14 protein-coding genes are annotated in these 12,389 nt (G+C 52.0%); 5 read left to right on the forward strand and 9 right to left on the reverse strand.

Annotation, left to right across the window (positions count from 1 at the left end; genetic code table 11):
• Window positions 1-12 precede the first annotated feature (12 nt).
• The 5 genes from IHQ43_RS11725 to IHQ43_RS11745 all read right to left on the reverse strand — a co-directional run bounded on the left by IHQ43_RS11725 (window position 13) and on the right by IHQ43_RS11745 (window position 4,798).
• A complete protein-coding gene (locus tag IHQ43_RS11725; protein WP_192564477.1) occupies window positions 13-930 on the reverse strand; it encodes a LysR family transcriptional regulator in 918 nt (305 codons plus the stop codon).
• Window positions 931-1,047: 117 nt separating this feature from the next.
• Window positions 1,048-1,758 carry a hypothetical protein gene (locus IHQ43_RS11730; protein WP_192564478.1) on the reverse strand — a complete coding sequence of 237 codons (711 nt, stop codon included), beginning with the start codon at window positions 1,756-1,758 and terminating at the stop codon, window positions 1,048-1,050.
• A gap of 66 nt (window positions 1,759-1,824) precedes the next feature.
• Complete coding sequence (locus tag IHQ43_RS11735) at window positions 1,825-2,382, reverse strand: cytochrome b (RefSeq protein ID WP_192564479.1); 558 nt, start codon at window positions 2,380-2,382, stop codon at window positions 1,825-1,827.
• Window positions 2,379-3,422 carry a catalase family peroxidase gene (locus IHQ43_RS11740; RefSeq protein ID WP_192564480.1) on the reverse strand — a complete coding sequence of 348 codons (1,044 nt, stop codon included), beginning with the start codon at window positions 3,420-3,422 and terminating at the stop codon, window positions 2,379-2,381. Before IHQ43_RS11740 ends, IHQ43_RS11735 begins: the two co-directional genes overlap by 4 nt.
• A gap of 284 nt (window positions 3,423-3,706) precedes the next feature.
• Window positions 3,707-4,798, reverse strand: coding sequence for an NADH:flavin oxidoreductase/NADH oxidase (locus IHQ43_RS11745; protein WP_192564481.1), 1,092 nt, complete (start codon window positions 4,796-4,798; stop codon window positions 3,707-3,709).
• 85 nt (window positions 4,799-4,883) lie between these two features.
• Between IHQ43_RS11745 and IHQ43_RS11750 the strand changes: the two genes are divergently transcribed.
• Window positions 4,884-5,183 carry an ArsR/SmtB family transcription factor gene (locus tag IHQ43_RS11750; protein ID WP_192564482.1) on the forward strand — a complete coding sequence of 100 codons (300 nt, stop codon included), beginning with the start codon at window positions 4,884-4,886 and terminating at the stop codon, window positions 5,181-5,183.
• Window positions 5,184-5,392: 209 nt separating this feature from the next.
• On the opposite strand, the gene IHQ43_RS11755 is transcribed toward IHQ43_RS11750, so the two are convergent.
• Both IHQ43_RS11755 and IHQ43_RS11760 read right to left on the reverse strand, forming a co-directional pair.
• Window positions 5,393-5,671: a hypothetical protein gene (locus IHQ43_RS11755; protein WP_192564483.1), complete on the reverse strand. Its 279-nt coding sequence runs from the start codon at window positions 5,669-5,671 to the stop codon at window positions 5,393-5,395.
• A 202-nt stretch (window positions 5,672-5,873) separates the two neighbouring features.
• Window positions 5,874-6,893 (reverse strand): nitrilase, encoded by a 1,020-nt coding sequence (locus IHQ43_RS11760; RefSeq protein ID WP_192564484.1) that lies wholly within the window; start codon window positions 6,891-6,893, stop codon window positions 5,874-5,876.
• A 164-nt stretch (window positions 6,894-7,057) separates the two neighbouring features.
• Between IHQ43_RS11760 and IHQ43_RS11765 the strand changes: the two genes are divergently transcribed.
• A complete protein-coding gene (locus IHQ43_RS11765; RefSeq protein WP_192564485.1) occupies window positions 7,058-7,999 on the forward strand; it encodes an AraC-like ligand-binding domain-containing protein in 942 nt (313 codons plus the stop codon).
• 177 nt (window positions 8,000-8,176) lie between these two features.
• Here IHQ43_RS11765 and IHQ43_RS29535 read toward each other — a convergent pair whose 3' ends face one another.
• Together IHQ43_RS29535 and IHQ43_RS11775 are read right to left on the reverse strand one after the other, a co-directional pair.
• Window positions 8,177-8,527, reverse strand: coding sequence for an MbcA/ParS/Xre antitoxin family protein (locus tag IHQ43_RS29535; protein WP_244142257.1), 351 nt, complete (start codon window positions 8,525-8,527; stop codon window positions 8,177-8,179).
• A gap of 180 nt (window positions 8,528-8,707) precedes the next feature.
• Window positions 8,708-9,226: a hypothetical protein gene (locus tag IHQ43_RS11775; protein WP_192564486.1), complete on the reverse strand. Its 519-nt coding sequence runs from the start codon at window positions 9,224-9,226 to the stop codon at window positions 8,708-8,710.
• A gap of 121 nt (window positions 9,227-9,347) precedes the next feature.
• On the opposite strand from IHQ43_RS11775, the gene IHQ43_RS11780 reads away from it, so the two are divergent.
• The 3 genes from IHQ43_RS11780 (at window position 9,348) to IHQ43_RS11790 (ending at window position 12,389) form a co-directional block, all read left to right on the forward strand.
• Complete coding sequence (locus IHQ43_RS11780; protein ID WP_192564487.1) at window positions 9,348-9,656, forward strand: helix-turn-helix domain-containing protein; 309 nt, start codon at window positions 9,348-9,350, stop codon at window positions 9,654-9,656.
• A 137-nt stretch (window positions 9,657-9,793) separates the two neighbouring features.
• Window positions 9,794-11,401 carry a hypothetical protein gene (locus IHQ43_RS11785; protein ID WP_192564488.1) on the forward strand — a complete coding sequence of 536 codons (1,608 nt, stop codon included), beginning with the start codon at window positions 9,794-9,796 and terminating at the stop codon, window positions 11,399-11,401.
• Window positions 11,402-11,849: 448 nt separating this feature from the next.
• Window positions 11,850-12,389 (forward strand): AAA family ATPase, encoded by a 540-nt coding sequence (locus IHQ43_RS11790; protein ID WP_192564489.1) that lies wholly within the window; start codon window positions 11,850-11,852, stop codon window positions 12,387-12,389.

A 12,389-nucleotide genomic window follows, 5' to 3' on the forward strand; every position in this document is an offset into this window, starting at 1 on the left:
GCGTTATCGCTGTTAGAAGGCCAGATTAAGGTTACTGGTAAAGTGCTCGACGGCTTCTTTGACGAACGCTTTGACAACGGCGGTCTGTTGGCGATCAGATTTGTAGACAAGATTCAGTGGTCTTGAAGGCCCTTCGTAGTCATCGAGAACGCGTACCAGATCTCCACGGCGCAAGGCGTCAACTAACGTTTCCTTTGCAGCCAAGACGATCCCTTGTCCATTAATAGCCGCATTGATCAATGCTCGCATGTCGTTTATTCGCATGCGGCTTTTGAGTTGCGCCGGCATCGGAGTTCCACTCAGAGTGAAGACCCATTCCTGCTCGTGTGTTTGATCTGAAAATAGATAGGACAGACAGGTGTGGCGAATCAGATCTTGTGGGTTTTGCGGGGTGCCGTTTTCTCTGATGTAGCCCGGCGACGCACATGGAATCAATTGGTAGCGCCTAAGCTCTCTTGAGACCAGATGAGGGGAGTCAACGCCAGATGATTCACCTACCCTGATCGCTGCCTCAAACCCTTGGTGAGTCAGGTCGACATACTGATCCGATAAAGTGAGTTCGACCTCCACCATGGGGTGTTTGGAAAGAAAGCCTTGGATGAACGACATAAAGCTGCCTGACCCAAAATTTAATGGGGCGCTTATCCTGATTTTTCCGCGTGGTTCTTCCAGTGCATCCTGAGCCATGAACTCAGCCTCTTCCGTGACGGAAAGGATGTACTTGCATCGCTCGAAGTATCGCTGGCCAAACTCGGTGAGGCTCTGGCGCCTAGTAGTACGATTCAATAGGCGCACACCGAGCCGGCTCTCAAGGGCTTGCACATACTTGGCAACCATTTGAGGGGTCATGAATAGCTTGGCTGATGCTGCTGCGTAAGAGCCGGCCTCAGCCGCTGCGACGAAAACCTCCATAGCCTTGAATCGATCCATTTTTCGAAAACCCTGGTTGTCAATTCAGGCTATGGTAATAGCTTTGGGTGATTTTTGGTTTGCAGTCTAGGGCTGCGTTATCACCGGTTATCGTGTTCGGTCACCAACGCGAGGCTACTACTTTCTGGCTTTTTTGCGGTTTTGCTTGGGTTGAATAATAGCTGCCTGGCGAGCTGTTTTCTCTACGTTGAACCCAGCATTTATCGGCGTGAAGCTGCCATGGAGGACGGTGTGGGCTGCTGATACGTAGCGTAACGGCTTTCTCTTGAGAGGCTTATTTCGCTCATATACCACCACCGCATTTTGGTCTTCAACGCTGGCATAGATGACTTTTTCGTACGGAAAGTCATCTGCGCTTAGAAAGAAATTCGTCCATTCAATAATCCCAAGCCGAGCAGATAGATCGGGGCTGATGTAATCGCTATAGCAGAGCAGGATCACTTCGTCGAAGGTTCCTGCGGCCGCATAATTTTTGTAGTGATCCAGTTTCTTTGACGCCCCCTTATAGATGTACTTAGCATTAACGTCGATATCGATTTTTTTGCGTGGGGCCGTGCTGTAGCTTCCATCGCGTTGAAAGTCTTCAACTTGTTTGCGTACGATTTCCCTTTCTAGCTTTTTGTCGTTGAGGTACGCCTTAACCCTTTGGTCATCTATTGACGTTATCTCGATACCAATCCGTTTTTTAGGTTCGCTGGTTTCGATTGCAGCGTCTGGTTTATCGGTCTGCGTGGGATCGATCTCGAAAAGACCGTAAAGTTCTTTCAATAGGGTGTTAGCTGCCTCAAGAACAAGTCGTTCGTCTTCGATTTTTTTTTCATTTCCCACGGATGATTTCCTCAAAGTCTTTATTTCTGAAGGTGTGTGCCTCAAGGGCTCGCGGCTCAGATTGGCCTATCTGTTCCGAACCTTTGAGCCGAAGGTCATCCGCGTGAACACGCCGTCCTTTTTTATCCATGCATGCACTAACGCAGCTGCGAGGTGAGTGAGGATCAGCGCGAAAAGGCTGTACGCCATGATTTCATGTGTCTGATGAAGGATTGAGTACAACAGAGGGTCGGCTTTCACCAGTGTTGGGAGTGCCCAGCCCAATATGGTGGGTGGCGGATACCCACCGGCGGAAAGCAATGTCCACCCAACAATTGGCAACGCGATCATCAGTATGTAAAGCATAAGGTGCGCGAGGGTCACGCCCAGTGCCTGCCATGATGCGAAGCCCTCGGGGTGACCGGGGTAGGGCGATGTAAGACGGTTTACGATGCGTACAATTACCAGCGCAAAAATGCTGACGCCTAGTAACAGGTGAATATTCAGCAGCAGCGGGCGCCACTGTAACGAACTAGTCATTCCCACTCCGACAAATAATGTCGACAACACCATCATGGCCATCAACCAGTGGAGCATTCGGCCGGCCAGGTTGTACCGTGCTGCCGGAGATTCAGATCGCTTCATTGGGTCACCTCTTTGCCAGATGATTGCTGGCCAACTTCTCGCTCGCGCAGGTTGAATGATTTTGCATAGACGCCGGATCTCGCGTGCAAGATAGGGTCATCTGAGATCGCCACCCCGTTGGGAACGATAGTGGGATCAAAGTTGGTGTCACGGCAGGAACCAGTAGCCTGCTCGCTCAGAGCGTTTATGGTTAGAGTCCCTGCATTCACTTTTAGCCTGCTGTCCGGCCAAGGCTGTGATGGATCATTAACCGGATCACTGGGATCGGCGACCGTTACGATCAGATCCCAGACAATAGGCTTGTTGGCAACGCGGGTGATAAGTTCGTCGAATAACGCCTGAGGCTCAGCTTTGTCTCGGGACTCGGCGGGCCATCCGCTGAATGGGAGTCGAGGCTGCCATGACCAGCGAACAAAACGCTTCTGATTCTGTTTGTTGGTGAATGCAAAAGCATTGATGCTGTAGAACTGAGTGCTGGCAAAACTGCGCGACCAGGGAGCCTTGTCCGAAGCATCGATATATTTTCTTGCCTCTGGATAAGCCTCATAAAATGCTTCGATTCGCGCAGGCACTGGCTGATGGGTAATCGAGTCCGGCGCAAAAGCCTCTCCCATGGCAACGAGTCCCTCCACTGTTGCAGTCGGGAAGAATGAGTCGTTTATCATGGCCATTCTCCACTCGCCTCCGTCGGGCTGCTTGAGTAGCAGCGACAGGCTCAATATGCGAGTTGAATTGTCAGTTGCGTGCGGGTCACCGGCTCCTAGAGAGAAGCGGCCGATGACCTGAGTCATGTTGTCAGAAAAAACACGCGCTGAAGACAGGTCGCCTGCTTGTTCGGTAGGCACAAACTGTCCTGTGAAACACATGCCTTTGCCGTGTGCACGTCTGAATCCTGGGGGGAATGGATTCGGCGCATCTTTCTCCACGGAGGTCAAAACCTGATTTGCGGTCAGTCCACGATGACCCAGCCAATCTGCCGACCAGGCAAATGCCAAGCCCAGGCTGGCGACAATCGTGACGATGCCTAGCGCAGGAAGCATTCGCGACCTTGGAGTATTAGGTGAGCGAGACAATCATGATTCTCCACAAAAAGTTATTTGGATAGCGAGCTATCGGCCTCAGTTGAGCGTGCAGGTAGGCAGAAAGCTTTATGTGGGAATCACTTTAATAACCTACTGTAGATTGATAAATGGCTTTTAAATTGCTTGAGTAACAACTGAAAGTTGTTAATTCAGTTGGCTGACGAAGAGGGAGAGAGTGATGGGTTTTGTTGCGGTTGGCATAGTGAGCTGATGCCGCTTTAGCGGCATCAGCTCAACAGTTTTCAGCGGTAGCGTTCAAGCCAGTGAGCATACGGTGCGGGAAGCGTCCAGGAGGCTTTTTCAACTCCCAGCTCTTTGGCTGCAAAGTATGCCCAGTGCGGGTCAGCCAAGTGGGCACGGCCCACCGATACCAGATCTAACTGGCCTGCATGAATAGCCTCGTTTGCCAATTGCGGGGTGCCAAAGCCCCACGCCGACGTCACAGGAAGTCCAGCTTCGCGACGTACTCGCTCTGATATCGGGCCCATAAACGCTGGAGCCCAAGGTACGTTGGTTTCTGCAACTGTGAAACCAACACTGACGCTCAGTAAATCGAGCCCATGGTCTTTAAAGCGTCGAGCCAATTCAATCGACTCACTAAGCGTCTGTTCATCTCGCCCATCGTATTCGATCACACCGAAGCGTGCCGTTAATGGCAGATTTTCGGGCCAGACCTCACGAACAGCCGCGAGGGTTTCCAAGAGGAACCGGCAGCGGTTTTCAAAGCTGCCGCCGTAGGCATCGGTGCGCTTGTTTGAGTGTTCTGAAAAGAAGCTTTGGGCTAGATATCCGTGTGCAAAGTGCAACTCGATCCATTCAAAGCCAGCGTCGCGAGCCCTGCGTGCAGCGTCTACGAAGTCTTGGCGGACGCGAGCAATGTCTTGCAACGTCATCTCTTGTGGGACTTTCGGCAGGTGTGCACCGAATGCGATCGGGGAGGGCGCTATGGTCTGCCAACCATTAGGGTTGCTCTCGGCGATGTGGTCGTCACCTTCCCAAGGCCGATTGGCGCTTGCTTTTCGGCCAGCATGGGCAATCTGAATACCAGGAACAGCACCTGCAGCTTTGATCGCTTTGACGGCTGGCACGAACGCCTGGGCCTGTTCGTCGTTCCAGAGACCTGCACATCCAGGTGTGATGCGTCCTTCTGGAGAAACGGCAGTTGCCTCGACCACTATCAGGCCGGCTCCGCCACGAGCCATGCTGGCAAGATGAACATGGTGCCAATCGTTGATTACACCGTTTTCAGCCATGTATTGGCACATAGGTGGAATGGCAATGCGATTACGTAGGGTGACGTCCTTCAGAGTGAACGGCTCGAACAGTGCGGACATGACTAGACTCCTGATAGGGGTGATTCGCTTGTTCGATAGTAATCGAAATATGGATAATTCTGTAACCCCCGATTATCATTAGCCCATGCGAGCACTCAAACACCCGGTTCCATCTGACTTTCTTCTAGAGCGTATCCTCTACGCGCTGAGCGATCCCGTTCGTCTGGACATTGTTCGTTGCCTGGCGGCTGTAAATGAGGCTTCTTGCGGCGAGCTTGATGGGGGACGACCAAAGTCCAGCGTATCTCATCATTTTCGGGTGTTACGCGATGCTGGGCTGGTTCGTACACGCAATGTCGGAACTACGCACATGAACTCGCTTCGCACCGAAGAACTCAACCTGCGCTTTCCGGGGCTGATGGAATGCATCCTGTCCCAAGACTGAGTTCCTGTCCTGCCCAGGCACAGTACTAGGGGGAGTAGCCACCGAAGAGGAGGCTATAAGTGGATGGGTGCCACTTTAGGCCACTGTCGAGATGACCAGACCAGAACTGATCAGCCATTGAATGATTCGCGGCAATTGTTGACGTGCACTGCGGTACCGACAATTGGGATGGGGTAACAATGTCGCAGGGTGGTAGTCCGTCTAACTGTTCAACCATTCTGCTTCGAAAGTCGCCGTGGAATGGCAGGCCGATAGACCAGTTTTTTCTGGTAGACCTTGAGAAGAAAATACCGCTTCCGAGAGTTCGATAATGGAGACGCCATCCTCCTTAACCCCGCCAAATGCCTTCCGTATTTCATCTTATCGCCACTCGGCAACGCACCAAGACTTTTGTCTTTGAGCAAAGGCTCAGCCTCATAAGCAATGGTCAGGTTGCTAAAGCCATCTTCGTTGAGGCATTGGGCCGCGTTCCAATTCAAGGGGGGCATGCGGATCGCCGTCTGTGCAGTATGAGGGGCACTTACAGCAACCTGTCTCCGGCTTCCGCATGCCGAAATAAACGATCGCTACTTGACAGGCCAGCGGGCTAAACCGTAATGACCAGACAGGGAACGGAGACTGGTCGGTGGCCGGTGTAGGCGCTGGGTTTCTTTCTCCATACTCAGACGTTTTGGGATCGTAGATTCCATGTCAAAACTCCAGATGGTCAGCAAGACGTTCGATGTTGTCTGCATCTGGCTCGACACTTTGTGGCTGTGGCGCACTGAACTCCACTACGCAGGGATTGGCTGTTCGGTTGAGCATCAGTCTCGTCACGTCGGGTCGAGAGTAATGGCCAGCGGGGTCGGCGGCCACTTTGGCAAAAATCAATGCACTCGGTTCCAGGGTGGCGTACAGCAGACCCTCTTCATCCTCAGCCAAAGGCGTGGCTAGGTCGCTACCATCAGGGCCAAAGATGCGCGCGTGACCACCTCCTGTTTGAAGTAGGCTGCGCTTGTAATCGTCGTCGCACAGCAGGTCTATCATCTCGGGTGACACCAAGGCGCAAGGGGCGAGTACAAAGCACTGGCCTTCGGCTGCATAAATTCGAGAGGCTGCGGTATTGACCTCAGGGCCCAGCGCATTGGTGATCTGCCGGTAAAGACTGAAACTTGGCCAGGCAGCGACGTGTATCTGCTCGTTCTGAGCATACATCGCGTATTTGGACAACGGTTGTAAGTGTTCCCAGCAGCACAGCGCTCCCAGCCTGCCGAGCTCTGTTTCAAAAGTGCTAAGTGACGAACCATCGCTTTCCCCGAACAGCGTACGTTCGACATGAGTGGCTTTGAGTTTACGGCGTACTCCGATGGTCTTGCCTTGGGCATCAATGATCCATTGGCCGATATACAAGCTGCCATTCGCCCGTTCGCTGTGACCTAAGACTACATGGATGGCACATTCACGGGCGGCGTCGCTGATGCGTCGCGCCTCTGCGCTGTCAAGCACCAAGGAGTTCTCATGGTAGCGCTGCACCAAAGGCATATATGCAGCGGGAGCCTCAAGCCAAAGAAACCAGGGGTATCCAGGAATCCAGGTCTCTGGGAACGCAATCAACTCAGCGCCTTCAGCAGCAGCCTGGCGTATCAAACTAATTGTTTTGTCGACCGTAGCCTGCAGGTCGAGGAATACAGGGGCTGCCTGGACGCAAGCGACTTTAATCGGACGTTTCATGGTGGAGGTCTCGGCTGTCTAAGGTAGGACGCAGCCTATTCCCGTTGTCGGGACGCTCATTAGGACAAAACGGAACTGAAAATTGTCTCCGGCGGTACAGACATGTGGGGCGGAGTGAGAATTGCATCAGTGGGCTATGAGGATTGAGACCAGGATCAACGACCATGAAAATTCAATTAAGCACCGACTGTGTGAAGCCTAAGGAGCGGTCTGCCTACTGGCAGGAAGTGGTGAGCAAAACGTTCGTTCCCTTGGAGTGCCAGTTAAGCGATCCAGAGACCTTTCAGGGCAGTATCAAAGCATGCCAAGTAGGCGGTTTGTCAGTGGTTGATATCAGCGCACACCAACAAACAGTGGTTCGCAATGTACGTAGCCTTGGCTCCAGTAATGATGAGTTCGTGTTGGTCGGCCTAGGCCGCGAGGGCCGCTCACGCTTCACGCAGGAAGGTCGCGAAGCCAACATCGAGGCCGGGGACTTCACCATCTACGACACTCGCCGTCCATATTGTTTGCAATTTGATGGTGCATTCCGCCAGACCGTGGTGCAGATCCCTAGGAACAGCCTGAAACAGCGCGTTGCGCACCTTGAGTACCTCACAGCACTACCAATGTCACGAAACGACCCATTGGAGCGGATGGTGTTCGATTTTTTTCTTGGGCTGGCTGCTCTAGATAATCAGCTGAACGCTCACCAGCAGATGAGGTTGAGCGAACAGGGCATAGACTTGTTGGCGATGGCCTTGTCTCAACGAGCTGAGGGGCAGGTTGCACAGGGTTCGCAGCGTACGACTCTGTTATTTCGTATTAAGGACTACGTGCACGCGCATTTGAGTAATTCTGACTTGACGCTGGCTGAAGTCAGCAGGCAGTTCAGCATCAGCACGCGTTACATCAGTAGTCTGTTCCAGATGGAGCAAACCTCGTTCAGTCGCTACCTACTGGACGTTCGTCTGAAACACTGCGCTCGCGACTTACGTGACACTGCGCTGGAGAACCGTCAGATCAGCGAAATTGCCTACCAATGGGGATTTGGCGATATGGCGTATTTCAGCAGGGCTTTTCGTGCACGCTTTGGCCTACCTGCGCGGGAATATCGACGCGGATAAGCACGGTGAGAAGGATCAGATTTGCGCGTTTATTGCGATACAGAATCGCTGACCTTCCAAGCAGCACTTCTTTTGTGCAGCAATCCTTGAACGTGCCAGAGCAGGGATTCTGCCGTCATTCGAATTGAGATCAAAAGCAACGATTTTGAGTCCGAGGGCTTGGAGGATAGGTTGGAGTTAACAGGTAAATCCGTGACTGAGCCTTTCAAGTTCAGCCTTTACACGTTTGAATCCTTGTTCAGTGTAAGCCATTTGCAGGCGTGAGCTGTCACTGCCCTTGACTGTCGTCAGACTCAGCCAATGATTGGCCTTCACTTTGCTGCCAAAAACCTGCTCGGCTTGGCGTTGTATCAGCTCAATGGCCATCGAGTCTTGACCGGAATTTTGCTTTGAGTCCATAAAAGGCCCCTCGATCAAAGCATTCGATTCAGACTTTGAAAAATCCCGGATGCTTGACTGGGAGTCTTCGTCATTCTTTAGTAGGCATTGAGAGCCTGTGTGTTCAGTTAGCGCATTTAAATGCGCCAACTCCGCCTCATTTCAAATCTTAGCGCATTATAATGCGCTAATGAGTTCGTTAGAGAGCTTTCGTCATTGGTTACCTTGGCTTTCGCTTTGTTGCCAAATGCTCATAGGGCTTGGCCTGATGATCAGCTCAACGTGATTCACATTCTTGGCTCTCGGAATACGTATCGCTATCCGCTCGTTTCAATTGGGTGCCGAGGCTGATTTAGGGGCCTTGGCGCAATATTCGCGAAACGCCTTGATGCCGCGCGTGATGATCAACATTGGCTTAATCATGTAGCGATAGCTGACGAACAAATTGAGTGCGATCCAGCCCAATTGGTAGGACGAGCCGTGAAAGCCCCGATGGTTGGCGCTGTTCTCCCAGAAACCATAGGCAACGAAGATCGTAAAGATGGCGACCATCAGAGGCAGGATGCTGAGCCTTCCCAGGGATACAGCAATGAAAGGAACATTAACGATCGAGCGGACTGGCTCTCCGTCCACCTGAATCGCCCAGATTCTGTTGACCTTGTCTTTGCCGTATTGGGAGGTCACTCGAACTCGATCACCCGCCTTTACATGCGCATCGAGCGCATCGGGGATCTCGAGCGTTTCGAGTTTTTTGCCGTCAATTTTCCAGTAGTGGTAGCTGACCATGTCCCCGCCGAAGCCACGCGATTTTTCGTCGAGTCGCCCGTCTGTGATCTGCATTTCCTTCATTTTAATTCCTGTCCTTGCGTTTGGAGTGATGGCAAAAGGATATTTCTGCCGAATACTAAGGAATACTTAGTATCTGCTCAAGCCAAATCTAAGAATCTCTTAGCCTTTCGGCGATGAGAAAATGGGTACGTTTGGCAAGCGGTTAAAAGAAGCGCGCAAGATCAGAGGTTTTTCACAGGAGCGTTTGGGGATCGAGGCGGGCATTGAGCCGGCGACAGCTTCTGCGAGGATGTCTCAGTACGAGAAGGGCGTTCACCAGCCTAGTGAAAGCATCGTGAAGCAGATCGCTGCTGTGCTGAATTTGCCGGTGCCGTATTTTTACTGCGAGGATGATGAGACGGCGCACCTGCTGCAGTGTTTTCACTGTCTGAAAAAAGATGATCGGAAGCAGGTGATCGATTTGGTTGAAAGTCTTGCTTTGCGGAGGTGATGCTCACGACCAGAAGTGATTTGGTGAGCAGCCTTAGCGAGCAAAACCTTGTGGTAAAAGATTCTTTTAAATCTTTGCTGTAGAGCTCATGGCAGTCGACACTGCTACCAAGGACTGATGGTTGGCAGGATAAAGTAATGCCCAGACTGCTAAGTAACAACGCGGTGCGGCTGTTAGAGGCCAGTCAGGAATCACTCGCATTGGCCCTAATCTGCCTTGGTACGCCCAGTCGCGGAGAGCTTCGGGTGGAAAGCGCCCGATATTCGCCGGCAATAGGTCTTGTTGGCGCAGCAGCGGAGCAGGCCCTGGCGGCAATTATCGTGCAGGTTCGGGGTGAACAAGCAATGATGCTTTCCCCAACTCAGTTCAAAAGTGCACGGCAAATCCTTGGTGATGTGCGAGACCTCCTTCGAGCGCCTGTCCCAGCAGCTTCTTTTTTAACCGCTGGCGTAGCAGACGCAGCCGCGCATAGAACACTGGTGAATGAAGCAACCCAAGGATTTTCACTTCTATTCACGCAGAGAGCTGCTGGTCTTCATGCTGGCTCAGGAGTATCCCGAGCCGTGACTCTGATGCAGGCGCTTAGGGTTCACTGCTTTCTGGAGCTTCTAGCGTCTTCTACCCGCATGCGACCTTACCTAGATCGCCTCCCCACTCCATTGGAAGATGTCATCGACCAGAATGTACTGGTAGACGATCTCATACAAAAATTTCAACACGCGCAGGCACCTGGAGAGCGAGTAACTGCTTTGAGGTCTTTATTTTTGGTGCTTCCTGAGATGCCACCTGAAGCTCCAGAATGGCTGGACGCATTTGATCGATCGGTTGTTTCACCGACAGCCGCAGACATCGCATTGCTTTTAGGGACGCTTCAAAATGCTGCTCCGATTAGATTCCAACGCATCAATCCAGGAGGTCAAGGGCTAAACGTTGTAGTGCGGCCGAATGACCCCAATGCTTTAGCGATTGCCCCACAGCATTTGCGCCGTGCTTTTGCTGACATTCCCGACCAATTCGCGGCAGATGTTGGTATCGCGAATGGCCGATTAAACGAAGGACGATTGGATCTTCCCCCCGAATCCTTCCTTCTCGATTTATGCCTTCTTGGGCCCGAACAGATACCGCATGTTTTGGGGCGGCCAAACCTCACTGCGCAGGAGGTATGGCCCTTCGTAGCTACGGCTCTGAGTCAACAGGGAACGGAGCGCCCATACTGGTTCCTTGTTTCATTGGTCGACGATATTGGCCGTTTGATTGGACAACTGCGCCTAGCTGCTCGGGTATCAACGCAAGAATACTTAAAGCAGAAAGTATTGGCCGCTATAGATGCCCTGGAGGCAAGGAGACAAGAGCGCCCGTCACCCCCTGAAGCCGAATTGACGGCTTTCACAATCACTCAATTCCAGCAGGCTGATCAAGTTCGTAATGATCTGTCGGCGGCCATAGAGCGTTCTGAGGGAACGGAACGGAAACCAGAGGAACCGGCAACTACGGCATTGACGCGAGTTTGGGAGCGTGAAATCAATCCAGGACAAGCATTTGGAGTAGTGCTTGAAATCGGTTCTGATGTTGCCCGTTTGTACTGGTCTAAGCGTCTCGCTGAAGCCTCCACAGAGGTAGAAGACCGCCAGATGCTGATAGACATCCTACGAATCGGCGATTTGGTTGCCGCTAAAACTGCAGCAAGGAAGGCGCTTCGTCTCGCGGATATTATGACCTATGGCCCGCAAATTGAACTCGAATAGAGTTCGTAGAGTTAGCTTCTAGACACCGTATTGCGGTCGTTTCTTAGGACACTCTCATAGGGGACATGCGCGAATTGAGTTTGCGATGAATTGTAATCGGCCAGGTTTTTCTCGCATAACCACTCCAAAAAATCGAATACATCTAGGCGTCACCAAGATGCCGATGGGCTTAGGAATCCCTTGCTCTTGCCCCTTACATTCGCGTTTTGGCTGCATCATAGAAATTCTGAAATTGAGGTGATGCAGGGCGCCACTTCTGAAGTCTGATTCCATTATTAGTGTCAGCGATGAAAGCGCTGGGCCAGGCGTGATACAGGATCGCTTTCCAGATACATAAATTCGCCGGATGGATTCTTGCCGGATCTGTGTGGAAAAAAACATATGAACTTAGCCGGGCCAGCTACGCTTTAGCGTGATATTGAATTCGCAAGACAGGGATTGTCATCACATGAAGCGACTACTTCTTTTAAGCGGCCCGATAGCCAGTGGCAAGACTTCAGTGTCTGCCTCGCTACAAGAGCGCCATGGGTTTGTTTCCATCAGTAGTGGCACCTTTCTGCGGGCTCAGTTGGTTGCCCGAAATGAGCCACTTGATCGTAGTAATCTCCAAGAACTCGGTGACTCCCTAGACAGGGCCACTGATTTTTCCTGGCTCATTGAGTCTGTCGCAAGTCCAGCCATCGAAGCCCGACCAGATGTTGATAACTGGCTCCTGGATGCAGTTCGGAAACACCGGCAAGTGGAGTTGTTCAGGCTCCGTTTCGGGGATGTGGTGAGGCACGTGCACATTGTCGCGCCAGAGTCTGTTCTGGAGCAGAGATACGCTGCACGTGGTGCAGCTCTTCTTGATGAGTATCAAGTGAGCGTACAGCACCCTAACGAGCAGAGCGCTCGTTCGCTTGCAGGTTTTGCGGACAAAGTTCTAGACACTCAACAACACACCTCATCGGAAGTTGCAGATCAGATAATAGGCATCTGGGAGAAGTAG

Origin of the sequence: Pseudomonas gozinkensis (assembly GCF_014863585.1) — a bacterium.
Lineage (GTDB): Bacteria > Pseudomonadota > Gammaproteobacteria > Pseudomonadales > Pseudomonadaceae > Aquipseudomonas > Aquipseudomonas gozinkensis.

Bases quoted from the DNA above. Each gene is read 5' to 3' on its own strand.
- IHQ43_RS11725 (WP_192564477.1), bottom strand. From the start codon at position 930: ATGGATCGATTCAAGGCTATGGAGGTTTTCGTCGCAGCGGCTGAGGCC.
- IHQ43_RS11745 (WP_192564481.1), bottom strand. From the start codon at position 4,798: ATGTCCGCACTGTTCGAGCCGTTCACTCTGAAGGACGTCACCCTACGT.
- IHQ43_RS11790 (WP_192564489.1), top strand. From the start codon at position 11,850: ATGAAGCGACTACTTCTTTTAAGCGGCCCGATAGCCAGTGGCAAGACT.
- IHQ43_RS11780 (WP_192564487.1), top strand. From the start codon at position 9,348: ATGGGTACGTTTGGCAAGCGGTTAAAAGAAGCGCGCAAGATCAGAGGT.
- IHQ43_RS11740 (WP_192564480.1), bottom strand. From the start codon at position 3,422: ATGCTTCCTGCGCTAGGCATCGTCACGATTGTCGCCAGCCTGGGCTTG.
- IHQ43_RS11760 (WP_192564484.1), bottom strand. From the start codon at position 6,893: ATGAAACGTCCGATTAAAGTCGCTTGCGTCCAGGCAGCCCCTGTATTC.
- IHQ43_RS11765 (WP_192564485.1), top strand. From the start codon at position 7,058: ATGAAAATTCAATTAAGCACCGACTGTGTGAAGCCTAAGGAGCGGTCT.
- IHQ43_RS11775 (WP_192564486.1), bottom strand. From the start codon at position 9,226: ATGAAGGAAATGCAGATCACAGACGGGCGACTCGACGAAAAATCGCGT.
- IHQ43_RS11755 (WP_192564483.1), bottom strand. From the start codon at position 5,671: ATGCCCCCCTTGAATTGGAACGCGGCCCAATGCCTCAACGAAGATGGC.
- IHQ43_RS11785 (WP_192564488.1), top strand. From the start codon at position 9,794: ATGCCCAGACTGCTAAGTAACAACGCGGTGCGGCTGTTAGAGGCCAGT.
- IHQ43_RS11735 (WP_192564479.1), bottom strand. From the start codon at position 2,382: ATGAAGCGATCTGAATCTCCGGCAGCACGGTACAACCTGGCCGGCCGA.
- IHQ43_RS11750 (WP_192564482.1), top strand. From the start codon at position 4,884: ATGCGAGCACTCAAACACCCGGTTCCATCTGACTTTCTTCTAGAGCGT.